This is a genomic window from Variovorax sp. GW821-FHT09D05 (genome assembly GCF_059416325.1).
In genome coordinates this window covers 211,685-234,778 of sequence record NZ_JBWKOZ010000006.1, presented here as the reverse complement: position 1 = coordinate 234,778, position 23,094 = coordinate 211,685, and the positions used below count along the sequence as shown (strand labels likewise).

General features: G+C 67.3%; 23 protein-coding genes. 14 read left to right on the top strand and 9 right to left on the bottom strand.

Annotation, left to right across the window (positions count from 1 at the left end; all coding sequences use genetic code 11):
• The first annotated feature begins 128 nt into the window (after positions 1-128).
• Genes AC07O3_RS18060 through moaD form a run of 7 tightly spaced genes read left to right on the top strand, consistent with a single transcriptional unit; the run spans position 129 to position 7,244 of the window.
• Positions 129-1,361: a pyridoxal phosphate-dependent aminotransferase gene (locus AC07O3_RS18060; RefSeq protein WP_093051067.1), complete on the top strand. Its 1,233-nt coding sequence runs from the start codon at positions 129-131 to the stop codon at positions 1,359-1,361.
• On the top strand, positions 1,358-2,392 hold the full coding sequence (locus AC07O3_RS18055) for a DUF1176 domain-containing protein (protein WP_495339968.1): 1,035 nt from the start codon (positions 1,358-1,360) through the stop codon (positions 2,390-2,392). Before AC07O3_RS18060 ends, AC07O3_RS18055 begins: the two co-directional genes overlap by 4 nt.
• Before the next feature lie 14 nt (positions 2,393-2,406).
• Positions 2,407-3,729 carry a homoserine dehydrogenase gene (locus tag AC07O3_RS18050; protein WP_093077660.1) on the top strand — a complete coding sequence of 441 codons (1,323 nt, stop codon included), beginning with the start codon at positions 2,407-2,409 and terminating at the stop codon, positions 3,727-3,729.
• The gene (thrC, locus tag AC07O3_RS18045) at positions 3,726-5,141 is read left to right on the top strand and encodes a threonine synthase (RefSeq protein ID WP_495339967.1); all 1,416 of its coding nucleotides are present in this window, start codon (positions 3,726-3,728) and stop codon (positions 5,139-5,141) included. Before AC07O3_RS18050 ends, thrC begins: the two co-directional genes overlap by 4 nt.
• A gap of 18 nt (positions 5,142-5,159) precedes the next feature.
• On the top strand, positions 5,160-5,705 hold the full coding sequence (gene mobB, locus AC07O3_RS18040; RefSeq protein ID WP_093051054.1) for a molybdopterin-guanine dinucleotide biosynthesis protein B: 546 nt from the start codon (positions 5,160-5,162) through the stop codon (positions 5,703-5,705).
• A complete protein-coding gene (locus AC07O3_RS18035; protein WP_495339966.1) occupies positions 5,698-6,984 on the top strand; it encodes a molybdopterin molybdotransferase MoeA in 1,287 nt (428 codons plus the stop codon). The genes mobB and AC07O3_RS18035 overlap by 8 nt, the downstream gene beginning before the upstream one ends.
• Positions 6,985-6,992: 8 nt before the next feature.
• Positions 6,993-7,244 carry a molybdopterin converting factor subunit 1 gene (moaD, locus tag AC07O3_RS18030; protein ID WP_093177091.1) on the top strand — a complete coding sequence of 84 codons (252 nt, stop codon included), beginning with the start codon at positions 6,993-6,995 and terminating at the stop codon, positions 7,242-7,244.
• On the opposite strand, the gene dapA is transcribed toward moaD, so the two are convergent.
• On the bottom strand, positions 7,231-8,127 hold the full coding sequence (gene dapA / locus AC07O3_RS18025; protein WP_093077654.1) for a 4-hydroxy-tetrahydrodipicolinate synthase: 897 nt from the start codon (positions 8,125-8,127) through the stop codon (positions 7,231-7,233). The two genes, moaD and dapA, sit on opposite strands and share 14 nt — an antisense overlap.
• 258 nt (positions 8,128-8,385) lie before the next feature.
• On the opposite strand from dapA, the gene AC07O3_RS18020 reads away from it, so the two are divergent.
• Positions 8,386-8,862: a molybdenum cofactor biosynthesis protein MoaE gene (locus tag AC07O3_RS18020; protein ID WP_093077652.1), complete on the top strand. Its 477-nt coding sequence runs from the start codon at positions 8,386-8,388 to the stop codon at positions 8,860-8,862.
• Positions 8,863-8,868: 6 nt separating this feature from the next.
• On the opposite strand, the gene AC07O3_RS18015 is transcribed toward AC07O3_RS18020, so the two are convergent.
• Complete coding sequence (locus AC07O3_RS18015) at positions 8,869-9,864, bottom strand: Bug family tripartite tricarboxylate transporter substrate binding protein (RefSeq protein ID WP_093077650.1); 996 nt, start codon at positions 9,862-9,864, stop codon at positions 8,869-8,871.
• A 140-nt stretch (positions 9,865-10,004) separates the two neighbouring features.
• Between AC07O3_RS18015 and clpB the strand changes: the two genes are divergently transcribed.
• The 4 genes from clpB (at position 10,005) to arfB (ending at position 14,672) form a co-directional block, all read left to right on the top strand.
• Complete coding sequence (gene clpB / locus AC07O3_RS18010) at positions 10,005-12,626, top strand: ATP-dependent chaperone ClpB (protein WP_093051037.1); 2,622 nt, start codon at positions 10,005-10,007, stop codon at positions 12,624-12,626.
• A gap of 9 nt (positions 12,627-12,635) precedes the next feature.
• Positions 12,636-12,965, top strand: coding sequence for a hypothetical protein (locus AC07O3_RS18005; protein WP_256216808.1), 330 nt, complete (start codon positions 12,636-12,638; stop codon positions 12,963-12,965).
• A 109-nt stretch (positions 12,966-13,074) separates the two neighbouring features.
• On the top strand, positions 13,075-14,259 hold the full coding sequence (locus AC07O3_RS18000; protein ID WP_495339965.1) for an acetyl-CoA C-acyltransferase family protein: 1,185 nt from the start codon (positions 13,075-13,077) through the stop codon (positions 14,257-14,259).
• 5 nt (positions 14,260-14,264) lie between these two features.
• The gene (arfB, locus tag AC07O3_RS17995) at positions 14,265-14,672 is read left to right on the top strand and encodes an alternative ribosome rescue aminoacyl-tRNA hydrolase ArfB (RefSeq protein ID WP_354339363.1); all 408 of its coding nucleotides are present in this window, start codon (positions 14,265-14,267) and stop codon (positions 14,670-14,672) included.
• Here arfB and AC07O3_RS17990 read toward each other — a convergent pair.
• Positions 14,641-15,174 (bottom strand): hypothetical protein, encoded by a 534-nt coding sequence (locus AC07O3_RS17990; protein WP_495339964.1) that lies wholly within the window; start codon positions 15,172-15,174, stop codon positions 14,641-14,643. The two genes, arfB and AC07O3_RS17990, sit on opposite strands and share 32 nt — an antisense overlap.
• Before the next feature lie 129 nt (positions 15,175-15,303).
• Here AC07O3_RS17990 and AC07O3_RS17985 point away from each other — a divergent pair, with 129 nt between their 5' ends.
• A complete protein-coding gene (locus AC07O3_RS17985) occupies positions 15,304-15,885 on the top strand; it encodes a DUF3299 domain-containing protein (protein ID WP_093051022.1) in 582 nt (193 codons plus the stop codon).
• Positions 15,886-15,911: 26 nt separating this feature from the next.
• On the opposite strand, the gene AC07O3_RS17980 is transcribed toward AC07O3_RS17985, so the two are convergent.
• The 4 genes from AC07O3_RS17980 to AC07O3_RS17965 all read right to left on the bottom strand — a co-directional run bounded on the left by AC07O3_RS17980 (position 15,912) and on the right by AC07O3_RS17965 (position 20,517).
• Entirely contained in the window at positions 15,912-16,796 is an 885-nt protein-coding gene (locus AC07O3_RS17980) for a LysR substrate-binding domain-containing protein (RefSeq protein WP_093051019.1), read from the bottom strand.
• A gap of 13 nt (positions 16,797-16,809) precedes the next feature.
• Entirely contained in the window at positions 16,810-18,531 is a 1,722-nt protein-coding gene (locus AC07O3_RS17975) for a SulP family inorganic anion transporter (protein WP_093051015.1), read from the bottom strand.
• 82 nt (positions 18,532-18,613) lie between these two features.
• Entirely contained in the window at positions 18,614-19,066 is a 453-nt protein-coding gene (locus AC07O3_RS17970) for a DUF2501 domain-containing protein (protein ID WP_256216807.1), read from the bottom strand.
• Between the two features lie 95 nt (positions 19,067-19,161).
• Positions 19,162-20,517: a M20/M25/M40 family metallo-hydrolase gene (locus AC07O3_RS17965; RefSeq protein ID WP_495339963.1), complete on the bottom strand. Its 1,356-nt coding sequence runs from the start codon at positions 20,515-20,517 to the stop codon at positions 19,162-19,164.
• A gap of 124 nt (positions 20,518-20,641) precedes the next feature.
• Between AC07O3_RS17965 and AC07O3_RS17960 the strand changes: the two genes are divergently transcribed.
• The gene (locus AC07O3_RS17960; RefSeq protein WP_093051005.1) at positions 20,642-21,550 is read left to right on the top strand and encodes a LysR substrate-binding domain-containing protein; all 909 of its coding nucleotides are present in this window, start codon (positions 20,642-20,644) and stop codon (positions 21,548-21,550) included.
• Here the strand turns inward: AC07O3_RS17960 and AC07O3_RS17955 are convergent.
• Positions 21,547-22,755 carry a beta-ketoacyl-[acyl-carrier-protein] synthase family protein gene (locus tag AC07O3_RS17955; protein WP_307617775.1) on the bottom strand — a complete coding sequence of 403 codons (1,209 nt, stop codon included), beginning with the start codon at positions 22,753-22,755 and terminating at the stop codon, positions 21,547-21,549. The genes AC07O3_RS17960 and AC07O3_RS17955 overlap by 4 nt on opposite strands.
• Positions 22,752-22,994 carry an acyl carrier protein gene (locus tag AC07O3_RS17950; RefSeq protein WP_093050999.1) on the bottom strand — a complete coding sequence of 81 codons (243 nt, stop codon included), beginning with the start codon at positions 22,992-22,994 and terminating at the stop codon, positions 22,752-22,754. Before AC07O3_RS17950 ends, AC07O3_RS17955 begins: the two co-directional genes overlap by 4 nt.
• Positions 22,995-23,094: the final 100 nt, after the last annotated feature.

Here is a 23,094-nt window from a genome sequence, read left to right as displayed (position 1 = left end):
CACTGGGAACTGTGGTCAAATTATAGGTTTTCCCTAGTGCCACGGGGCTCGCAAGGGCCTTTGACTCCGCGGTGACCCCGCATCAAGCGCATCCAAGCAACTCCGTAACCCGCGCCCGGGAGGGCCTTTTGAAGCAGCTCAAGAAATCGGCCAAGCTGGCCAACGTTCTTTATGACATCCGCGGTCCCATCATGGACGCCGCCAAGCAGATGGAAGAGGACGGCCAGAAGATCATCAAGCTCAACATTGGCAATCTGGCCGTGTTCGGCTTCGATGCCCCCGAGGAAATCCAGCAGGACATGATCCGCAACCTGCCCACCTCGGCCGGTTATTCGGACAGCAAGGGCGTCTTCGCCGCGCGCAAGGCGGTGATGCACGAGACGCAGAAGCAGGGCATTGCGGGCGTCACCCTCGACGACATCTACCTCGGCAACGGCGCCAGCGAGCTGATCGCCATGTCCACCAACGCGCTTCTCAACGACGGCGACGAACTGCTGCTGCCGGCCCCTGATTACCCGCTGTGGACTGCTTCCACGAGCCTGTCGGGCGGCACGCCGGTGCACTACCTGTGCGACGAGGCCAACGGCTGGATGCCCAACCTCGACGACATCCGCGCCAAGATCACGCCGCGCACCAAGGGCATCGTGGTCATCAACCCGAACAACCCGACCGGCGCGCTGTACTCGAACGACCTGCTCAAGAGCATCGTGGCCATCGCCCGCGAGCACGGCCTCGTGATCTTCGCCGACGAGGTCTACGACAAGGTGCTGTACGACGGCGTCAAGCACACGGCCATCGCCAGCCTGTCGACCGACGTGCTCACGCTCACCTTCAATTCGCTGTCCAAGAGCTACCGTTCGTGCGGCTATCGCGCCGGCTGGCTCGTGGTGTCGGGTGACAAGCGCAGCGCGCAGGACTACATCGAGGGCCTGAACATGCTCTCGAACATGCGCCTGTGCGCCAACGTGCCGGGCCAGTGGGCCATTCAGACAGCACTTGGCGGCTACCAGAGCATCAACGACCTCGTGTGCGAGGGCGGTCGCCTGCGCCGCCAGCGCGACCTGGCCTACGAGCTGATCACCGCCATCCCGGGCGTGAGTTGCGTCAAGCCGAGCGCAGCGCTCTACATGTTCCCCAAGCTCGACCCCGAGGTCTATCCGATCGAGGACGACCGCCAGTTCTTCCTCGAGCTGCTGAAGGAAACCCGCGTGATGCTGGTGCAGGGCACCGGCTTCAACTGGGCCACGCCGGACCACTTCCGCATCGTGTTCCTGCCCCATGAAGACGACCTGCGCGAGGCCATCAACCGCATCGCGAAGTTCCTGGAGCAGTACCGTTTGCGCCGCAAGTCGCGCTCATGAAATCTGCCTGCATCGCTGCTGCGGCGCTGTCGCTCGCCGCGTTGTCCGCCGGAGCCGCCGACAAGGAGCTTGTCTCGTTCTCGCACAACGACTGGGAGCTGGCCTGCGACAACACGCGCACCTGCCGCGCCGCCGGCTACCAGCCGGAAAGCGGGGCGAGCGAGCCGGTGTCGATGCTCATCACCCGCAAGGCCGGGCCCGGCACGGCAATAGACATTCAGCTGCAGATCGGCGATGACGACGGCGTCAAGGGCCCGCTGCGCTTCAAGGTCGGCAAGGCCACCGTCTCGGGCCTGGCTGCGGGCACCGCCAGCTTCGACGACAGCCAGGTCCGCACCGTCCTGCCCGAGCTGCTCAAGGGCGACGACGCCACGGTGACCGCCAGCGGCGGCAAGAAGTGGACTCTTTCGCTCGCCGGCCTCAACGCCGTGCTGCTGAAGATGGACGAGGCCCAGGGCCGCGTCGGCACGCCGGGTGCGCTGGTGCGCCGCGGCAGCAAGCCCGAGTCTTCGGTGCTGCCGTCGGTGACGGCCCCCGTCGTGAACGTGGTCGTGCCGCCGAAGGCGCACCCCGGCGACGACGCGCTCGCAGCGCGCATCTTCCCGTTCCTGAAGCTGGACAGCGCCAAGGAAGACTGCAACAACCGCGAAGACATCAACGCCAAGTCGCTGACCGTCTCGCGCCTGACCGACCGGAAGGTGCTGCTGTCGCTGGGCTGCGGCATGGGCGCCTACAACTATTCCAGCCTGCTCTGGATCGCCAACGACAAACCGCCCTATGCGCCGGTGTCCATCGAGGCGAATGGCGACTTCGACGAGAAGGAAGGCAGCGTCACTTCTGCCATGAAAGGCCGAGGCATCGGCGACTGCTGGTCGAGCGAGACCTGGCATTTCAACGGCAAGGACTTCGTGCGCACCGGCTCCACAGGCGACGGCATGTGCCGCGGCTTTGCCGGCGGCGCCTGGACCTTGCCCCGCTACGTCAGCCGCGTCGTGACTTCCACGCCGTCAGCCACCCCATCCAAACCATGAACGCGACTCTCCCAATGAAACCCATCCAAGTAGGCCTGCTCGGCGCAGGCACGGTCGGCAGCGGCACCTTCAAGGTGCTCCAGCGCAACCAGGAAGAAATCAAGCGCCGCGCCGGCCGTGGCATCGAGATCACCATGGTGGCCGACCTCGACACTGCCCGCGCCCGCGAAGTGGTCGGCGAAGGCGTCAAGGTGGTCAGCGACGCGCGCGAAGTCATCGCCAACCCCGACATCGACATCGTCATCGAGCTCATCGGCGGCTATGGCATTGCCAAGCAACTGGTGCTCGAGGCCATCGCGGCCGGCAAGCACGTGGTTACTGCCAACAAGGCGCTGCTCGCGGTGCACGGCACCGAGATCTTCGCGGCCGCGCACGCCAAGGGCGTGATGGTGGCCTTCGAGGCTGCGGTGGCCGGCGGCATCCCGATCATCAAGGCGCTGCGCGAGGGCCTCACGGCCAACAGCATCCAGTGGCTGGCCGGCATCATCAACGGCACCACCAACTTCATCCTGTCCGAGATGCGCGACAAGGGCCTGGACTTCGCGACCGTGCTCAAGGAGGCGCAACGCCTGGGCTATGCCGAAGCCGACCCGACCTTCGACATCGAAGGCGTCGACGCCGGCCACAAGGTCACGCTGATGAGCGCCATTGCCTTCGGCATTCCGGTGCAGTTCGACAAGGCCCACATCGAAGGCATCACCAAGCTCGCCGCGCAGGACATCAAGTACGCCGAACAACTGGGCTACCGCATCAAGCTGCTTGGCGTTACCAAGCGCACCGCCAAGGGCATCGAGCTGCGCGTGCATCCGTCGCTCGTGCCGTCGAAGCGCCTGCTGGCCAACGTCGAAGGCGCGATGAACGCGGTGGTGGTGCACGGCGACGCCGTCGGCACCACGCTCTACTACGGCAAGGGCGCCGGCAGCGAGCCGACCGCCAGCGCCGTGATCGCCGACCTGGTCGACATCACCCGCCTGCACACCGCCGACGCCGCGCACCGCGTGCCGCACCTGGCCTTCCACCCCGACGCGATGAGCGACCTGAAGGTGCTGCCGATGTCGGAAGTCGTCACCAGCTACTACCTGCGCCTGCGCGTGGCCGACCAGGCCGGCGTGCTCGCCAAGGTGACGGGCCTGCTGGCCACCGCCGGTATCAGCATCGACGCCGTGCTGCAGCGCGAAGCCGACGAAGTGGGCGGCGAGGGCTCCACGCAGACCGACCTCATCATCCTCACGCACGATGCGCGCGAAGGCACCGTCAATGACGTCATTGCCGAGCTGCAGGCGCTGCCGACCGTGCTCGAACCCATCGTGCGCATCCGCAAGGAAGAGCTGAAGTGAACTACCTGAGCACCCGCGGCCACCCCGACCGCAAGCGCTTCTGCGAAATCCTTCTTGAAGGCCTCGCGCCCGACGGCGGCCTCTACCTGCCCGAAACGTATCCGCAGGTCGACACCGCCACGCTCGCCAAATGGCGCGCGCTGCCGTACGCCGAACTGGCCTTCGAGATCCTCTCGCTCTACATCGACGACATTCCGCCGGCCGACCTGAAGGCGATCTGCGCGAAGACCTACACAGCCGAAGTGTTCGGCACCGACGAGATCGTGCCGCTGCGCGAGCTCGAAGACGGCGTGTACCTCGAAGCCCTGTCCAACGGCCCCACGCTGGCCTTCAAGGACATGGCGATGCAGCTGCTGGGCAACCTGTTCGAGTACGAACTGGCCCGCCGCGGCTCCGAGCTCAACATCCTCGGCGCTACCAGCGGCGACACCGGCAGCGCGGCCGAATACGCCATGCGCGGCAAGAAGGGCGTTCGCGTCTTCATGACCTCGCCCGACGGCCGCATGAGCCCGTTCCAGCAGGCGCAGATGTTCAGCCTGCAGGACGAGAACATCCACAACATCGCCATCACCGGCGTGTTCGACGACTGCCAGGACATCGTCAAGGCGGTGTCGAACGACCTGGGCTTCAAGCGCAAGTACCGCATCGGCACGGTCAACTCGATCAACTGGGCGCGCCTTCTGGCGCAGGTCGTCTACTACTTCGCGGGCTACTTCCAGGCCACGGCGGGCAACGACAAGCCGGTGAGCTTCACCGTGCCCTCGGGCAACTTCGGCAACGTCTGCGCGGGCCACGTGGCGCGCATGATGGGCCTGCCGATCCAGACGCTGGTGGTCGCCACCAACGAGAACGACGTGCTCGACGAGTTCTTCCGCACCGGCGTGTACCGCGTGCGCGCGGCCGTCGATACGCACGAAACCTCCAGCCCGTCGATGGACATCAGCAAGGCCAGCAACTTCGAGCGCTTCGTGTTCGACCTGGTGGGCCGCGACCCCGCCAGGCTGCGCCAGCTGTTCGTGGACGACCTGGGCCTGCAGGGCAGCTTCGACCTGAGCGCCGACCCGGCGTTCAAGCAGGCCGCGGGGCGCTTCGGCTTCCGCAGCGGCCGCAGCACGCACGCCGACCGCCTGGCCACCATCCGCGACACCGAGAAGCGCTTTGCCACGCTGATCGATCCGCATACGGCCGACGGCCTCAAGGCCGCGCGCGAGCAGATCACGCCCGGCGTGCCGATGGTGGTGCTCGAAACCGCGCTGCCGATCAAGTTCGCCGCGACGCTGGTCGAGGCACTGGGCGAAGAGCCCGCGCGGCCGAAGAAGTTCGAGGGCATCGAGGCGCTGCCCAAGCGCGTCGTCAAGCTGCCGGCCGACGCGGAGGCCGTCAAGGCCTACATCGCAGAGAACTGTGACTGATCACGGCCGGGCTCCCGCATGAAGGTCGTCGGTTTCGCCGGCTATTCGGGCGCGGGCAAGACCACGCTGCTCGAGCGCCTGATTCCGGCGCTCAAGCGGCTCGGCCAGCGCGTGTCGGTGGTCAAGCATGCGCACCACAAGTTCGACATCGACCATCCGGGCAAGGACACCTACCGCCATCGCGAGGCCGGCGCCTTCGAGGTGGTCGTGGCGTCAGACAAGCGGCTGGCCGTGATGCGCGAATTCGAAGTTCCCGTTGAACTCAGCGTGCACCAGTTGCTGGCCGAGGTGCACCCGGCGGCCGACTGGGTGCTGGTCGAAGGCTTCCGGCACAGCGACGTGCTCAAGATCGAGGTCTGGCGCGAGCCGGAAGCGGGCGAGCCTTCGCGGCCCGTGCTGTACACCAACGATCCCTTCGTCACCGCCGTGGCCACCGACGCACCGGCCAGCCTGCCGTCGCCGACCGAACGGCCGCTGTTCGACCTCAACGACGCCGAGGCCATTGCGAAGTGGTTGATCGACAGCGGCGACCGCTTCGAATACAACCCCGATCACCATGGCTGAATCCCCCGTTCCTTTTTCCGCTTCTTCTTCGCGCCCGCCGCTGATGCCTTTGGACGAGGCCATCGCGGTCCTGCTCGCGAAGGCGCAGCCGAAGCTGCCCACCGAAAGCGTCGGTACTTTCGATGCCGACGGCCGCGTGCTGGCGCAAGACCTCGTCTCCGGCCTCACGGTGCCGCCACGTGACAACAGCGCGATGGACGGCTACGCGGTGCGCGTGGCCGACTGCGCCGCGCCGGGCGCAGAGCTGACAGTGGCGCAGCGCATTCCCGCAGGCACGGTCGGCACGCCGCTCGCGACCGGCACCGCGGCGCGCATCTTCACGGGTGCACAGATCCCGGAGGGGGCCGACGCGGTCGTGATGCAGGAAGACACCTCGGCCACGCCGCAGGAAGGCAGCCTGGGCTCGGTGCGCATCGCCATCGTTCCGGCGGCCGGGCAGTGGATTCGCCGTGCCGGCGAAGACGTGGCCTCCGGTGACGTCGTACTGAAGCAGGGCGAACGCCTCACGCCAGCCGCACTCGGCCTCGCGGCCAGCGTCGGCTTTCACAAGCTGCAGGTGGCCCGCAAGCCGCGCGTGGCCATGCTCTCCACCGGCGACGAGCTGGTGATGCCCGGCGAGGTTGCGCCCGACGCGATGAAGCTCGGCGCCATCTACAACTCGAACCGTTTCTTCATGCGGGCCCTGCTGCACCGCCTGGGCTGCGAGGTGAACGACCTGGGCATCGTGCCCGACGACCGCGAAGCCACCATCGCCGCGTTGCGCAACGCGGCCGAGGCCAGCGATCTGATCATCACCACCGGCGGCGTCTCCGTCGGCGAGGAAGACCATATCCGCGCGGCGCTGCAGTCGCTCGGCGAGCTGCAGCTCTGGTCGCTGTCGATGAAGCCCGGCAAGCCTTTTGCCTATGGCTCCATTGCGCGCAGCAACGGGCAGGGCGCATGTCATGTGACGGGGCTGCCCGGCAATCCGGTGTCGAGCTTCCTCACATTCCTGATGCTGGTGCGGCCCTTCCTGCTGACGCTGCAGGGTGCCACGCGCGTCGCGCCGGAGGCGGTGAAGATGCGTGCCGATTTCGACTGGCTGCGTGCCGACAAACGCCGCGAGTTCCTGCGCGCGCGGCGCAATGCGGCCGGCGGCCTTGACCTGTTCGGCAACCAGAGTTCGGGCGTGCTCACGTCGATAGTCTGGGGCGACGGCGTGGTCGACAACCCGTCGGGCCAGACGATCAAGTCGGGCGACACCGTCAACTTCATTCCGTTCGCATCGCTGCTGGGCTGAATCCCGTCATGAAGATCCAGGTCCGTTATTTCGCCTCGGTGCGCGAGGCACTTTCCAGCAGCGGTGAAACCGTCGACACGCAAGCCGAAACGCTGTCGGCCCTGCGCGACGAACTCATCGCCAGGGGCAGCGCCTACGCCACCGCGCTTGCGCGCGGCAAGGCGGTGCGGATGGCGCTCGATCAGTCCATGAGCGACGAGGCCGCCGCCTTGAGCGAAGGCTGCGAAGTCGCTTTCTTCCCGCCTGTCACGGGCGGTTGAGCCGGGCATCCAGCGCCACGAGGCGCTCGCGCAGGCCGTCGGACGCGCGGGTCATCGGCGAGCGCAACTCGTCGCGCATTTCACCCATGTGCGCCAGCAATGCCTTCAGCGGGCCCGGGTTCGGCTCGGCAAACAGCATCTCCACCAGTGGTTGCAGCGCCTGCCATTCGGCGCGCGCCTCGGGCAGCCGGTTTTCCGCAAGCAGGCGCACCAGCCGGACGAAGCGGCGCGTCTGCACGTTTCCGCTGGCCGCGATGGCGCCCACGCCGCCTTCGGCCATGGTGCCGAAGATCTGGTGGTCTTCGCCCGTGAGCACCTGCAGCCGCCCGTCGGCGATCACAGCGCGCGTCTTGGCCATGTCGCCGCCGCAGTCCTTGATGCCGCGAATGCGCGGATGCTCGGCCAGCGTCAGCAGCGTGTCGCGGGCGATGGTGACGCCCGTGCGATAGGGAATGTCGTAGACCAGCACCGGCACCGTGCTCGCATCGGCGATGGCGCGGAACCATTCGAGCAGGCCGGCCTGCGACGGGCGGATGTAGTTCGGCGCGGACACCAGAAGGCCCGCCAGCGGGCGTTCCGAGAGCTTGCGCGCCCAGGCCGTGGCCTTGCCCAGGTGGTAGCCGGAGATGCCCATGACGACCGGCAGCCCGCCGGCCGCTGCCATCACGGTGTCGAGCACGGCCAGTTGCTCTGCCTCGTCGAGCGCGGCGGCCTCGCCAGTGGAGCCGCAGGGCACGAAGCCCGTCACTCCGTCGTCGGCGAGCCGCCGGGTCAGCGCGGCGAGGGCGGCATGGTCCACAGCGCCGTCGTGGAACGGTGTGACGAGGGCCACCCAGAAGCCGGAGAAGTCAGGGGTAGCGGAGCTTGGTTGTTGATGAGGCACGCGGGTTTCCTTTCAGGAATCGACCGATGGAAAGAACCACCGTCCGATGCGCGCGAAACCCATGAGGGGGCCAAAAAAACCTTGGCAGGTTCCGTCGCTCATCCGACGACGGAACCTCGGCTCCGGTCAGACGAGCTTTGGTTTTTTGGCTTTGTTGCTGCCTTGGCGCGCGCGGCGGCCTTCGGGGTGCGAAGGCACCGGGAAGAGCGTGGCGGGACAAGGCATTGCGGCAGTCTATCGCGATGCCACAATTCGGACATGAGCGTTGCGCGTGTTTCGATCCAGACGGCCGATTTCGACCTTTCGCAGGAGGTTGCCGCGTTGCGCGACGGCGACAAACGCGTGGGCGCCGTCTGCAGCTTCGTGGGCACCGTGCGCGACCGCAACGACGGCAGCACCGTCGCCTCGATGGAGCTGGAGCACTACCCCGGCATGACCGAAAAGGCCATCGAAGCCATGATCGACGAGGCGCACAAGCGCTTCGACATCCTCGGCGCGCGCGTGATCCATCGCGTCGGGCTGCTGCAGCCGCTGGACCAGATCATGATGGTGGCGGTGGTGTCGGCGCACCGCGGCCAGAGCTTCGAGGCCTGCGAGTTCCTGATGGACTATCTCAAGACCCAGGCGCCGTTCTGGAAGAAAGAGCAGACGCCCGAAGGCGCCCGCTGGGTCGATGCGCGCGTGGCCGACGACGCGGCGCTGGCGCGCTGGGGCATCAGCGCCCCGAATGCCTGAAGACGCTCAGAGGGGCTTGAAGCCGCTCGCCTGGATGATCCGCTCCCAGGTCTGCGTGTACGTGCGCACGCGGCCCGCGAACTGGCCCTGCGGCTCGTAGCCGACCGTCAGCCCCATCGTCGTGAGCTTCTGCTTCACGTCAGGCATCGCCAGCACCTTCTGCAGCGCATCGCCGTACTTGTCGATGATCGGCTGCGGCGTGCCCACCGGCGCGAAGATGCCGTAGTAGGGCAGGTCTTCCAGGTTCGAGAAGCCCAGCTCGGTGAAGGTCGGCACGTTCGGAATCACGGCCTGGCGCTTGGCGCCGATGGAGGCCACGATGCGCACCTTGCCCGCCTTGTGGTTTTCGATGAAGTCAGGCACCGAGGCGATGCCTGCGGTGATCTGGTTGCCCAGCATGTCGGCCGTCATCGGCGCGCTGCCGCGGTAGGGCGCGGGTTGCACGTCGATCTTGTACTTGTCCGAGATCATCTTCACCAGGAACTCGGGGATCGAGGCCGGCGCCGGGATGCCGATGGTTTCCTTGCCGCCCTTCTGCGTGCGGACCCACTTCACGTACTCGTCGATGCTCTTGGCCGGCGTGCCGCCCGACACCGCCAGCACGTTGGCGAAGGTGGCGAAGCCGGCCACGGGCACGAAGTCGGTGGCGGGGTTGAAGCCCGGGTTCTTCACCACCTGCGGCAGGATCGAGATGGTGTGGTCGTGCGACAGGAACAGCGTGTGGCCATCGGCCGGAGAAGACTTCAGCACCGTTGCAGCAATCTGCCCACCCGCACCGGCGCGGTTCTCGACCACCACGGGCACGCCCAGCACATCCTTGAGCTTTTCGCCCAGCGTGCGTGCAATGGCGTCGGTGCCGGCGCCGGCGGGGAAGCCCACGAGCAGGCGGATGGGGGTGCCGCTTTGCGCTTGCGCAAGGCCGGACAGGCCCATGGCGGCTAGAAAGAGGCCCACGCTGATCGCCCGGCGCACCGGTTGAACGCGCTGCATTGAAAAAACCATGATCGACTCCATTCGAGAGAGGGAAATGCCTACGGGCAGGGGAAACGGATCTTGTGCAATAGCCGTGCCCACGGCACCGGCATAGCCGGCAGCCTTGAATCGTGCCCGAACAGCCCTATTTTGGATGCAGGAATACCACCATGCGACAAGACAAACTCACCACCAAATTTCAGGAAGCGCTGGGCGATGCCCAGACGCTCGCGCTGGGCAGCGACAACGCCTACATCGAACCGGCCCACCTGCTGGTCGCGATGCTGCGCCAGGACGACGGCCCACGCGCCCTGCTGGAGCGTGCCGGCGTCAACGTACCTGGCCTGACGCAGGCGGCCGAGGCCGCCATCAAGAAGCTGCCGCAGGTGCAGGGTCACGACATCGTCCAGGTCGGCCCCGAACTGGGCAAGCTGCTGCAGGCCACCGAAAAGGAAGCCCTCAAGCGCAATGACCAGTTCATTGCCGGCGAACTCTTCCTGCTCGCGCTGGCCGACAGCAAGGCCGACATCGGCAAGACCGCCCGCGAAAACGGCCTGAGCCGCAAGTCGCTCGAAGCCGCCATCGACGCCGTGCGCGGCGGGCAGGGCGTGAACAGCGCCGATGCCGAAGGCCAGCGCGAAGCGCTCAAGAAATACACCATGGACCTGACCGAGCGTGCCCGCCTGGGCAAGCTCGACCCGGTCATCGGCCGCGACGAGGAAATCCGCCGCGCCATTCAGGTGCTGCAACGCCGCACCAAGAACAACCCCGTGCTCATCGGCGAGCCCGGCGTGGGCAAGACCGCCATCGTCGAAGGCCTCGCACAGCGCATCGTTGCGGGTGAGGTGCCCGATTCGCTCAAGGGCAAGCGGGTGCTGTCGCTCGACATGGCTGCGTTGCTGGCTGGTGCCAAGTTCCGCGGCGAGTTCGAAGAGCGCCTGAAGACCGTCTTGAACGAACTCGCGAAGGACGAAGGCCAGACCATCGTCTTCATCGACGAGCTGCACACCATGGTCGGCGCAGGCAAGGCCGAAGGCGCGATGGACGCCGGCAACATGCTCAAGCCCGCACTCGCTCGCGGCGAGCTGCACTGCGTGGGCGCCACCACGCTCGACGAATACCGCAAGTACATCGAGAAAGATGCCGCGCTGGAGCGCCGCTTCCAGAAGATCATCGTGGGCGAGCCCAGCGTCGAGGCCACCATCGCCATCCTGCGCGGCCTGCAGGAGAAGTACGAAGTGCACCATGGCGTGCAGATCACCGATCCGGCCATCGTGGCCGCGGCCGAGCTGTCTGACCGCTACATCACCGACCGCTTCCTGCCCGACAAGGCCATCGACCTGATCGACGAGGCCGCGGCCAAGATCAAGATCGAGATGGACTCCAAGCCTGAGGTCATGGACCGCCTCGATCGCCGCCTCATCCAGCTGCAGATCGAGCGCGAAGCCGTGCGCCGCGAAAAGGACGAGGCCTCGCAGAAGCGCTTCGGCCTGATCGAGGACGAGATCGAAAAGCTGCAGAAGGAAATTGCCGACTACGACGAGATCTGGCAGGCCGAGAAGGCCCAGGCCCAGGGCAGCGCGCAGGTGCGCGAAGACGTCGACAAGATCAAGTTCCAGATCGAAGAGTGGAAGCGCAAGGGCGACTTCAACAAGGTCGCCGAGCTCCAGTACGGCCAGCTGCCCGCGCTCGAAAAGCGCTTGAAGGAAGCCGAGGCCAGCGAGGCGAACAAGGGCAAGTCCAGCGCGCCCACGCTGCTGCGCACCCAGGTCGGCGCGGAAGAAATCGCCGAGGTCGTGGCGCGTGCCACCGGCATCCCGGTCGCCAAGCTGATGCAGGGCGAGCGCGACAAGCTGCTCGTGATGGAAGACAAGCTGCACGAGCGCGTGGTCGGCCAGGACGAGGCCATCGGTGCGGTCGCCAACGCGATCCGCCGCTCGCGCTCGGGCCTGTCGGACCCGAACCGTCCGACCGGCTCGTTCCTGTTCCTCGGCCCCACGGGCGTGGGCAAGACCGAGCTGTGCAAGGCGCTCGCGGGCTTCCTGTTCGACAGCGAAGACCACCTGATCCGCATCGACATGAGCGAGTTCATGGAGAAGCATTCGGTCGCCCGCCTCATCGGCGCGCCGCCGGGCTACGTGGGCTACGAGGAGGGCGGCTACCTCACGGAAGCCGTGCGCCGCAAGCCTTACAGCGTGGTGCTGCTCGACGAAGTCGAAAAGGCCCACCCCGACGTGTTCAACGTGCTGCTGCAGGTGCTCGACGATGGCCGCCTTACAGACGGCCAGGGCCGCACCGTGGACTTCAAGAACACCGTGATCGTGATGACGAGCAACATCGGCTCGCCCATCATCCAGGCCATGGTGGGCAAGCCTTCCGAAGAGATCAAGGAAGCGGTGTGGGACGAGCTGAAGAACTACTTCCGCCCCGAGTTCCTGAACCGCATCGACGAGACGGTCGTGTTCCACGCGCTCGACGCGAAGAACATCGAATCGATCGCGGCGATCCAGCTCAAGGTGCTGAAGGCGCGGCTCGCGAAGATGGATCTGGGCCTGGAGGTGTCGCCGGCGGCGCTGGCAGAAATTGCCAAGGTCGGCTTCGACCCGGTGTTCGGCGCGCGTCCGCTGAAGCGTGCCATTCAGCAGCGCATCGAGAACCCGCTCTCGAAGCTGCTGCTCGACGGCAGCTTCGGGCCGAAGGACACGATCGAGGTCACGACCGATCCGATCCAGTCGCCGGGCAAGTTCTCGTTCGCCAAGGCCGGGGAACCAACGGCGGCGGCTTCGGCCTAAAGTTGGATGATGAACTTCATTTTTCGCGTCATTCTTCTGCTCCTGGGGCTGGTTTTCGCGGCCAGCCTGGCCGTGGCGGTCATGCTGCTGGCGGCTGTGTGGGGTGTGCGCTACGCCTGGGGGCGTCTCACGGGCAAGCCCGTGACGCCTTGGGTCATGCGTTTCAACCCGCGCTCGGGCTTCGATAAATTTCGTAATGCGGCACAGCCGGCCGAACCGACCGCCGCCGACGTGGCCAACGCGCGGGCACGCGGCGAATCGGTGGAGCGCCCGGTGCGCATTCGCGGCAGCGCCAGCGACGTGACCGACGTGTCGCCGAAATCGGTCTCGCGCGGCTGAGCCACTTCTATTTCAGGCGCGACAACCCGTCGCGCCTTTCGCCGTCAGAATCGTCCTCCTGCAGCCGCCGCTGAGTGCGGCTTTTCGCTTTCATCAGGAGAGACATTCCATGACATCGCGCGACATCTTCGTGGTCGGCACCGCCCGCACCGCCATCGGCACCTTCGGCGGCGCGCTGAAGGACGTGCCCAATACCCAACTGGCCACCACCGCCGTCAAGGCTGCCATCGAGCGCAGCGGCGTGGCCGCCGATGCCATCGGCCACCTGGTCATGGGCAACGTGATTCCCACCGACGTGAAGGATGCGTACCTCAGCCGCGTGGCCGCCATCGACGCCGGCTGCCCCATCGAGACGCCGGCCTTCAACGTCAATCGCCTCTGCGGCTCGGGCTTGCAAGCCATCGTGTCGGCGGCCCAGGCCATTGCGCTGGGCGACTGCGACATCGCCATTGGCGGCGGCTCGGAGTCGATGAGCCGCGGCCCGTACTTCGACACCTCGGCGCGCTACGGCGCGCGCATGGGCGATGCGGTGTTGGTCGACTACATGCTGGGCATCCTGCACGACCCGTGGGAGAAGATCCACATGGGCATCACTGCAGAGAACGTGGCTGCCCGCTACGGCATCACGCGCGGGCAGATGGACGAACTGGCCGTAAGCAGCCAGCAGCGCGCGGCAGCCGCCATTGCGGCGGGCCATTTCAAGGAGCAGATCGTTCCGGTCGAAGTGAAGACGCGCAAGGGCATCGTCTTGTTCGACACCGACGAGCACGTGCGCGCCGACACCACCGTCGACGCGCTCTCGAAGATGAAGCCCGCTTTCAAGAAGGACGGCCTCGTCACCGCCGGCAACGCCTCGGGTATCAACGACGGCGCTGCCGCGGTGGTGCTGGCAAGCGGCGAGAGCGTCAAGGCGCGGGGCCTGAAGCCGCTGGCGCGGCTGGTGGGCTATGCACACGCCGGCGTCGAGCCCGCATACATGGGCATCGGCCCGGTGCCGGCCACGCGCACGGTGCTGGAGCGCACCGGCCTGAAGGTGAGCGACTTCGACGTGATCGAGTCGAACGAAGCCTTCGCGGCGCAGGCCTGCGCGGTCATCAAGGAGCTGGGCTTCGATCCGGCCAAGGTGAACCCGAACGGCTCGGGCATTTCATTGGGTCACCCCGTCGGCGCGACCGGCGCGATCATCACGACGAAGGCGATTGCCGAACTGCATCGCACGGGCGGCCGCTACGCACTCGTCACGATGTGCATCGGCGGCGGCCAGGGCATTGCCGCCGTCTTCGAAAGAGTCTGACCCGCATGCTCCGTCCGCCCATCCTGATCGACCCCGACGAGGTCGACTTCAGCGCCATCCGTGCGCAGGGTGCGGGCGGGCAGAACGTCAACAAGGTGTCGAGCGCGGTGCACCTGCGCTACGACATCCACGCCAGTTCGCTGCCGGCCGACGTGAAGGAAAGGCTGCTCGCGCTGCGCGACAGCCGCATCACGCAGGAAGGCGTGTTCGTGCTCAAGGCGCAGCAGCATCGCACGCAGGAGATGAACCGTGCCGACGCGCTCGCGCGCCTGCAGGCGGTGATCGACAGCGTGGCCACGCCGCCGCGCGTGCGGCGCGCCACCAAGCCGACCTACGGCTCGAAGCAGCGCCGGCTCGAAGGCAAGAGCCAGCGCTCGCAGATCAAGAACCTGCGCGGGCCGGTGCGGGACTGAGCGCGCTAGCGCCGCCGCGCAGCCGGCGGATCTGCAGGCCGACGCCGATCAGGTACAGCACGAACAGCACGCCGGTGATCGCCTTGAGCTCCGGCGAGTCGGCGTTCGGCAGCAGCGGGGCGCCGAGCGGCAGGCGCGTCAGCGTTTCGGTGAAGGCCGGAATCCAGTGGAACAGGAAGCTGGCCGAGAACGCGATGGCCTCGACATAGCGCGCCGACTTGCCGAAGAGCACGCCCCGGCCCGCGAGCGTGCCCACGGCCAGCGCCAGCAGCGTGATGATGCCCAGCACATGCGGCTTGCCGAAGCCGCCGTGCTGGAAGATGCCGAAGCCCGTGAGGCAGGTGAGCACGGTGGTCCATACGAAGACCTGGCCGAGCCCGGTGCGCATCGTGATCTCTTTGTAGCGGAACAGGGCCAGCAGCCCTGCGGCGACGGCGATCAGGCTGATCGCGGTATGAACTGTGCCCAGGGACGTGAGTCCCAGCCATCCTGTCGGTGCCATGCGGATCCCCTCGTTGTTCGTGGTGCGGCATTTTGGCGCGTTGCATCAAATTTGTGGAATCTGGGATGAAATGAGTGCAAAAGGCCCTGCTTTACGGGCCTGAAACATCTCCCAAGCACAATCGTGGTCATGAGAAGGCTCTTTTCGCGCGCCGTGCTGGCCGCGCTCCTGCTGGTGCCGGCCGCGGCGCTCCTGACCGGCTGCGGTCCGGGAGTGGCGGCGCAGCAGACCGCGAGCGCCGCGCCGGCCCCCGAGCTCAAGTGGGAAGAGCTGATTCCCAAGAGTTGGGATCCGACCAAGCGCTACCGCAACATCAGCCTCGAGGCGCTGCGCGACAACGACCCGCGCGCGATCCAGATGCTCGACGAGATGCGCGCCGTCTGGGACAACGCGCCGGTCAACGTGGCGCTGGACGACAAGCCGGCCAAGCTGGCGGGCTTCGTCGTGCCACTCGACAGCACGCAGGACGGCATCCGCGAATTCCTGCTGGTGCCGTATTTCGGCGCCTGCATCCACACCCCACCGCCGCCCGCCAACCAGATCGTTCACGTGATCGCGGCCACCACCGTGAAGGGCCTGCACGCGATGGACACGGTGTATGTCAGCGGCACGCTGAAGGCGGCGCGCTATTCGTCGGTGGACATGGGCGTGAGCGGCTACGAGATCAAGTCGGCCGCGGTCGAGCGCTTCGTGGCCAAGCAGCCGCAGTAAGCCGCGGTAATTGCCGGCCGCGCAGCTCAGGCCATGCGCTGCGACAAAAAGTCCAGAAACGACGTGATGCGCGCTGTCAACTGCGTGTTGCGGTAGTACACCGCGTTGACCGGCTGGCGCACGTCCGCCGTTTCTTTCGCCAGCACCTGCACCAGCGCGCCGCTGGCGCGGTCGGCACCCGTCATGAAATCCGACAGGCAGACGATGCCTACGCCGGCCAGCGCCAGCTGGCGCAGCGTTTCGCCGCTCGACGCCATCAGCGTCGGCGCGATGTTCCATTCGTCGCCATGCACGCCGCGCAGGGGCCAGCGGTTCAGCGACTCGGGCTGGGTGAAGCCCAGCAGCGCGTGCTCGGCCAGATCGGCCACCTTGCGCGGCTTGCCATGCGCTTCGAGGTATGCCGGGCTCGCGAGCACGCGCAGCCGGTGCGTGCCCAGTGGCCGCGCATGCAGCGTGGAATCGCGCAGCGGCCCGATGCGGATCGCGATGTCGGTGCGGCGCTCCAGCAGGTCGATGGGCAGGTCGTCGGTGTCGAGCTCGAGGCTGATCTGCGGGTAGAGCCTTCGAAACTCCGGCACCAGAGGCACGATGGCATGCAGCATGAAGGGCGAGGCCGCGTTCACGCGCAGCCGGCCGGCCGGTTGCTGGCGGCGAGCGGCCATCTGCTCTTCGGCGTCGTCGATGGCATCGAGGATGGCGCGCGTGCGCTGCAGGAAGGCCGCGCCTTCTTCCGTGAGTTCGAGCCGCCGCGTGGTCCGGCGCAGCAGCGTGGTGTCGAGCTTCTGTTCGAGCCGGCTCAGGGCGCGGCTGATGCCCGAGACCGTTTGCGCCAGCTGCTCGGACGCGGCCGTGATCGAGCCCGTGTCCACCACCGTACGGAACGCGACCAGTTCTTCGATGGTGGTCTTCATGGGCGCTGGCGGGTCAGGCTTCGGCTTCCTGCACCGCGGGTATGCCGTCGATGCGCGGCATCAGCGCCGCGAGCGCTTCGCCGTCGGTGCGGTAGCTGAACAGCATCGGCCCGGGCGCCAGCAGGCCGGCGCGCTCCAGCACCTGCATCGCGGGCAGCTTCAGGCCGCTCAGGTGCAGGCGGATACCCTTGGATTCCATCATCCGGCGGATCGAACCGAACACCTCCGCGCCGGTGATGTCGATGCGGTTGATGGGCTGCGCGAACAGGCACACGTCGGTGAGCTCGGGCCGCTCGGCCAGCGCCACGGTGAGTGCGCGTTCGAGCGTGGAGGCCGAGGCGAAGTCGAGCTCGGCATCCATGCGCAGCGCATAGAGCTGCGGCGCCAGCGGCGGCAGCTTCCAGAGGTTGCGGTCGCGCAGGCTGCCGTCGGGGTGCAGGCCCACTTCGATGATGCGCGGGTGCAGGTGCCGGTACATGTAGTGCGCCAGGGCGGCCAGCAGCCCGCCGAGCACGCCCCAGTAGATGCTGGGCGCGGTCGCGATGGTCAGCACGAAGGTACCGAAGGCAATGCCCGCCTCGATGCGTGAGATGCGCCACAGCGCGGTGAAGCTCGCCGGCTTCACCAGCCCGAGGATGGCCGTGACCACCACCGCCGCCAGCACCGCCTGCGGCACGTGGTACAGCAGCGGCATCAGCCACAGCAGTGCGCCGGCCACGACGACCACGCTGAACAGCGTGGCCCAGCCGGTCTGCGCGCCCGCATAGAGCGTGATGGCCGAGCGCGAGAAAGACGAGCTGGTGGGAAACGCACCCGTGAAGCCTGAGGCCAGCTTGGCCAGGCCCTGGCCGATGAGGTCCTGGTTTTCGTTCCACAGCGTGCCGGCACGCGCGTTGTCGACCTTGGCGCTCGATGCGGTTTCAAGAAAGCTCACCAGCGTGATCATCAGCGCCGGCAGCACCAGCGCGCTGAAGGTGCTCACAGGCAGCAGGCCGGGCCAGTAGAACGAGGGCAGGCCCGAAGGCAGGCTGCCCACCACCGCGCCGCCGCGCAGCGCGTAGTCGATGACCCAACTGATGGCGGCAGCGCCGGCCACCAGCGCCATCGTGGTCGGAAAGCGCGGCAGCATGCGCTTGCCCAGCCACAGCACCGCGATGCTGCCGAGCCCGAAGGCAATGGCCACGAGGTCGGGCAGCGGGCCGCCCTGCAGTACCTGCGGAATGGTGCGCCCCGTGAAGCCGAGCAGCGCGGGCAATTGCGAGATGGCGATCAGCACCGCCGCGCCCTGCGTGAAGCCGATGAGCACCGGCGAATTGACCAGCCGCAGCAGCCAGCCGAAGCGCCCCGCGCCGAGCACGATCTGGATCGTGCCCGACATCAGCGTGAGCCACACCGCCATTGCCACCCACTCGGCGCTGCCCGCCACCGCCAGCGGCGCAAGCGAGGCGCCGACCAGCAGGCTGGTGAGTGCCGTGGGCCCGACCGACAGCCGCTGCGACGAGCTGAACATCACTGCGATCAGCGCCGGGAACAGCGCCGCGTACACGCCCGTGACCAGCGGCATGCCCGCCAGTGCCGCATACGCCACGCCTTGCGGAATGACCATCAGCGCCACGGTGATGCCAGCCATCGCCTCGTTGCGCAGCAGCGCGGCGGAAGGGCGCGGCCAGGCGAGACAGGGAACCCAGCGCGCGAGGCGCTGGCGCAGGGAGGGAGAGGGGGCAGCCGGGGTCATGGAGATTTGCGGGCGCACTGGGGAAAACTGCAAACGCATGCGCGGTGCGCCGCGCGGGAGCGATGTGGAATGCGGGTCGGGATCAGATCAGCGAACTCGCGTTCTTCAGAACGTAGTCGCAAGCCTTTTCCTTCACCTTCGACGACAGGCCCTTGAAGTTCAACGACTTGCCGTCGCCGCCCTGCAGCAGGCCCTTGGCGCCGCTGGCGAAGCCGGTTTCCTGCTTCTTCTGCCCGGTGATCCTGGCGAGCAGCTTGTCTTTCACCGAGGCCGCGTCGCCGCCCAGGTAGTTGTTCTTCACGCAGTACTGCAGCACGCCGGCTGCGTTGCCCATGGTGCTGGAGCCGATGGCGGGCATCTTGAAGCCCAGGTTGCTGCCGAGGCTGCCGAGCGCAGATCCGCCTGCGCTGCCCTGCGAGTTGGAGGTAGCCGCTTCGCCGGCCTTTTCCTTCAATTGGTCGAGCAGGTCGTTGGCTTGTGCCGAGGCGCCTGCCGCAAGCAGAGCCAGGGCGATGAGGGTGGAACGGGCGTGCATGGTGTCCTCCTGTCGGTAAGCGTGATGGAAAGCGGCCACCAGCATACCGGAGACTTCCATGGGCGCACCCCCTCGGTGCACGCCCGCTTGCCTGCTTACTTCGTGCGGGGCGGGCGCTTCTCGAGCAGCGGCGCGCTGGTGCCTTGCACGCCTACCAGACCGAGCACCGTCACCAGCGAGTTCTGCGCACCCTTCCAGCCGTCGGTCACGTCGATCCACTCGGACAGCGCATGGAAGCCGCCGGTCTTGCCGCCGCCGCCGATGATGATCGCCGGGATGCCCAGCGACATCGGCACGTTGGCGTCGGTGCTCGCGCCTGTCAGCAGCGTCTTGTGGCCGAAGGCGCTGTTCGCGCGCGTGGCGGCTTCGACGATCACAGTGTCTGATTGTGTGCGGCCACCCGGGCGGTCGCCGATGAGCTTGGTGCTCACGCTCAGCGTGCTCACGTTCCAGCGCTTGTTTTCTTCGACCACGGCTTCGTCGATGGCGGCCAGGATCTTCTTTTCGGTTTCGAGCAGCGGCGCCATTTCGTCGGAGCGGATGTCGACCGCCATGCGGGCATCCGGCGCGATGGTGTTGACCGAGGTGCCACCGCCCACGGTGCCGACGGTGAAGGTGGTCTTCGGGAAGCTCGGCGTGCGGATATCGGCGATCTTGGCGATGGCGCGGCCCATGCCGTGGATGGCGCTCGGCACCTGGCCGAAGGCACCGTAGCTGTGGCCGCCCGGGCCCTTGAAAGTCACTTCGTAGCGGTGGCTGCCCGTGCCCAGCATCAGCACCGAGCCGTCCGGCGCAGGCTCCAGGCCGACCATGCCGTCGATGTCGAGGTTGTCGCGGAAGATGGCCTTGATGCCGCGCAGGTTGCCGAGTTCTTCTTCGCCGACATTGCCCACGAACAGCAGGTCGCCCACCGTCTGGACCTTGTTGTCGTTCAGCACCTTGAGCCACGACAGCAGCACCGACAGGCCGCGCGTGTCGTCGGAGATGCCGGGGGCGTAGAGCTTGCCGTCACGCTCCTTCACCTTCACGTCGGTGCCGGCGGGGAACACGGTGTCGAGGTGGGCCGAGATCAGCAGCTTCGGGCCGTTGCCCGTGCCCTTGCGCAGGCCGACGACGTTGCCTTCGGCGTCGATCTTCGCGTCCGTCAGGCCGAGGGCCTTCATGCGGGCGAGGAAGGCTTCGGCGCGCTTCTGTTCCTTGAAGGGGGGCGCCTCGATCTCGGTCAGCATCTTCAGGTCTTCGACCGAGCGATCGTGGTCGGCCTTGACCGCGTCGAGCAGCTTCTGGATGGCGGGCGAGGCCATCAGCTGTGTGTAGGCCTTGTCCACGTCTGGCCGCACCTGCGTGGGGGTGGCCGCGACGCTGCCGCTCTGGGCGTGTACGAGGCCGGCGGCCGCGGAGGCCAGGGCAATAACGAGCGGGGCGAGACGAAGCGACACGAGGCGGGGCATGGTGCGGGGATGTCCTTGTAAGCGAGCAACGCCGACGCGGCGTCTTCAGCGATTCTTACGGCTGTGTTAGCCGTGCGCTCTGGTTTAATCTTCGGCGTCGTCAGTTTTTCTAACAATGCCCGCCATGCGCCGCCACATCCCCAGCACCCGAGCGCTGCTGATCTTCGACGCGGTGGCCCGCCACCATGGCGTGGGCAAGGCCGCGGAGGAGCTGTGCCTCACTCACAGCGCGGTGAGCCAGCAGCTGCGGCTGCTGGAGACGCAGATCGGCGTGCGGCTGGTGCAGCGCACGGCGCGCGGCACCGAGCTCACCGAAGCCGGGCGGCGCTACCACGGGCAGATTTCAGGCGACCTGCTGCGGTTGCAGAACCACACGCTCGAAGCCATGGCACAGCGCACCGACGGCCTGCGCCTGCTGGTAGGTGCGGTGCCGGTGCTGGCCGAGGGCTGGCTGACGCCGCGGCTGCCGGAATTCATCGCGCGGCACCCGGGCTGCAGCCTGCATCTACAGGTGTTCCCGACGCACCTCTACATGGAAGACATGTCCTTCGACGTGGGCGTGCAGTACGACGATGCGGTGTGGCCCGGCGCGAATGCGCTGCCGTTGATGGGCGAGTCCTGCGTGGTGGTGTGCTCGCCACAGGCAAAGGGGCGAGCGGCCATGGCGCGGGGCGATTTCCGCGCAGCGTCGCTGCTGCAACTGCGCACGCGTGTGGGTGCCTGGGAAGAGTGGTTTGAGCAGACGGCACATGCGCAGCGGCCCGAAAACCTGGTGACGGGGCACCGCTTCGACCTGTTCTCGTCGCTGGTTGCAGCGGTGCGTGCCGACCTGGGCGTGGGGCTGGTGCCCGAGTACTTCGTCGAGCGCGAGTTGCGTTCGGGCGAGCTGGTGCTGGCCTGCCCGCATCGGGCGCCGTCGAGCCGGGGCTACAGCGTGTTCGTGGCGCCGAGCCGCACGGACGATCCGTTGGTCAGCGCTTTCGTGGCATGGCTGTGCGCGGCGGCGGCACTGCCAGAAACTTTGCCTGCCTAGGCGCGGCGGAAAAGCAGCACCGAGTTCGTGCCGCCGAAGGCGAACGAGTTGCTGATGGCAGCTTCGAGCGACGGCGCCGCCGCGTCGTCTTGCGTCACCAGGTTCAGCCTGCAGTCCGCATCGATCTCGCGGCAGTTGGCGTTGGGCGGCAGTTGCCGCTGGTGCAGCGCCAGCACGGTGATGAGCGCTTCGAGCGCGCCCGCCGCGCCCAGCAGGTGGCCATGCAGTGCCTTGGTCGAACTCACGCGCAGCGTGTCGAGCTCGTCGCCCCATACATCGGCCAGCGCATTGCGCTCGACCACGTCGCCGATGCGCGTGGCCGTGCCGTGGGCGTTGCAATAGCCCACGTCGCGCGGCTGCAGGCCGGCCTGGCGCAGGGCGGTGCGCAGCGCTCGGGCCTGGCCCGGTGCATCGGGCTTGGTGAGGTGGGTGGCGTCGCTGCTCAGCCCCCAGCCGGCCAGCGTGGCATAGCTGCGGGCGCCGCGTGCGCGCGCCCGCTCGGCGGATTCGAGGATCAGGAAGGCCGCGCCTTCGCCGAGCGCAAAGCCGCTGCGGTCGGTTGCGAAGGGCCGCACCGCGCCGGCCGCTTCGCCGGGCTGGAAGGTAGCCAGCGTCTGCATGGCCTGCCAGGCCACGACCACGCCCGGCACGATCAGCGCTTCGCTGCCGCCGGCGATGGCGATGTCGACCTCGCCGCGCTGCACGGCCTTGGCCGCTTCGGCAATCGCGGCCGAAGAAGAAGCGCAGGCGACCGAGTAGGTGAGCACCGGGCCCTGAACACCCTGGCGCATTGCCACATGGGCGGCCGGCGCGTTGGGCATGAAGGCGGGAATCGTGAGCGGCGACACGCGGCCGTTGCCGCGGTAGGCCGCTTCGAGCGCCGCCGCGCCACCCATGCCGCAGCCGGCAAAGACGCCCACGCGCTCCGGGTCGGCGTCGGCAACGGCCAGGCCCGCGTCGCGCATCGCCATGTCGGCGGCGGCCACGGCCAGCTGGCTCACGCGGTCGACACCCGCCAGCTGCAGCTTGGTGAACCAGCGGGTTTCATCGAAGGCCACGGTGGCTGCGGCGGCCGGCTTGGGCAGATCCGCAAAGATGGGCTGGATGGCCGATCGGCCCTGCAGCAGGGCCTGGAACAGCGCGTCGGGCTCGCCGCCGTGCGGCGCCATGACGCCCAGTCCGGTGACTGCGACCTCGTGGTTCACGCGACTTTCGCGGCTCGCACCTTGTCGACCAGCAGCGCGAGTTCGGCCAGGGTGTCGATGCTCGCGTCCTCGTCGGGCATGGTGATGCCGAAGTGGTCTTCGATGGCGAACAGAAACTCGGCGAGGGCCAGCGAATCGAGTCCGCCGGTTTCCCGCATCGAGGCGTGGGGGTCGAGCTTCGACGGTTCGATGCCGTACTTCTCGTGGATCAGGTCCTGCAATTCCTTCAGCGAACTCATCGTGCAATGCCTGTCGTCATGTGCCGTTGATCGATTGCCACCGTGTGGTGGTTGCCATTGAATCGATCCCTTCCTCGTCGGCCAGTGGTGAGTGTGGTCA

Excerpts from the sequence above, each read along its gene's own strand:
- AC07O3_RS17985 (WP_093051022.1), top strand. The coding sequence starts at position 15,304 with ATGAGAAGGCTCTTTTCGCGCGCCGTGCTGGCCGCGCTCCTGCTGGTG.
- AC07O3_RS17975 (WP_093051015.1), bottom strand. The coding sequence starts at position 18,531 with ATGACCCCGGCTGCCCCCTCTCCCTCCCTGCGCCAGCGCCTCGCGCGC.
- clpB (WP_093051037.1), top strand. The coding sequence starts at position 10,005 with ATGCGACAAGACAAACTCACCACCAAATTTCAGGAAGCGCTGGGCGAT.
- AC07O3_RS18005 (WP_256216808.1), top strand. The coding sequence starts at position 12,636 with ATGAACTTCATTTTTCGCGTCATTCTTCTGCTCCTGGGGCTGGTTTTC.
- AC07O3_RS17980 (WP_093051019.1), bottom strand. The coding sequence starts at position 16,796 with ATGAAGACCACCATCGAAGAACTGGTCGCGTTCCGTACGGTGGTGGAC.
- AC07O3_RS17960 (WP_093051005.1), top strand. The coding sequence starts at position 20,642 with ATGCGCCGCCACATCCCCAGCACCCGAGCGCTGCTGATCTTCGACGCG.
- AC07O3_RS18015 (WP_093077650.1), bottom strand. The coding sequence starts at position 9,864 with ATGGTTTTTTCAATGCAGCGCGTTCAACCGGTGCGCCGGGCGATCAGC.
- mobB (WP_093051054.1), top strand. The coding sequence starts at position 5,160 with ATGAAGGTCGTCGGTTTCGCCGGCTATTCGGGCGCGGGCAAGACCACG.
- AC07O3_RS17990 (WP_495339964.1), bottom strand. The coding sequence starts at position 15,174 with ATGGCACCGACAGGATGGCTGGGACTCACGTCCCTGGGCACAGTTCAT.
- AC07O3_RS18055 (WP_495339968.1), top strand. The coding sequence starts at position 1,358 with ATGAAATCTGCCTGCATCGCTGCTGCGGCGCTGTCGCTCGCCGCGTTG.
- AC07O3_RS18035 (WP_495339966.1), top strand. The coding sequence starts at position 5,698 with ATGGCTGAATCCCCCGTTCCTTTTTCCGCTTCTTCTTCGCGCCCGCCG.
- AC07O3_RS17965 (WP_495339963.1), bottom strand. The coding sequence starts at position 20,517 with ATGCCCCGCCTCGTGTCGCTTCGTCTCGCCCCGCTCGTTATTGCCCTG.
- AC07O3_RS17970 (WP_256216807.1), bottom strand. The coding sequence starts at position 19,066 with ATGCACGCCCGTTCCACCCTCATCGCCCTGGCTCTGCTTGCGGCAGGC.
- AC07O3_RS18050 (WP_093077660.1), top strand. The coding sequence starts at position 2,407 with ATGAAACCCATCCAAGTAGGCCTGCTCGGCGCAGGCACGGTCGGCAGC.
- AC07O3_RS17950 (WP_093050999.1), bottom strand. The coding sequence starts at position 22,994 with ATGAGTTCGCTGAAGGAATTGCAGGACCTGATCCACGAGAAGTACGGC.
- AC07O3_RS18000 (WP_495339965.1), top strand. The coding sequence starts at position 13,075 with ATGACATCGCGCGACATCTTCGTGGTCGGCACCGCCCGCACCGCCATC.
- arfB (WP_354339363.1), top strand. The coding sequence starts at position 14,265 with ATGCTCCGTCCGCCCATCCTGATCGACCCCGACGAGGTCGACTTCAGC.
- AC07O3_RS18020 (WP_093077652.1), top strand. The coding sequence starts at position 8,386 with ATGAGCGTTGCGCGTGTTTCGATCCAGACGGCCGATTTCGACCTTTCG.
- moaD (WP_093177091.1), top strand. The coding sequence starts at position 6,993 with ATGAAGATCCAGGTCCGTTATTTCGCCTCGGTGCGCGAGGCACTTTCC.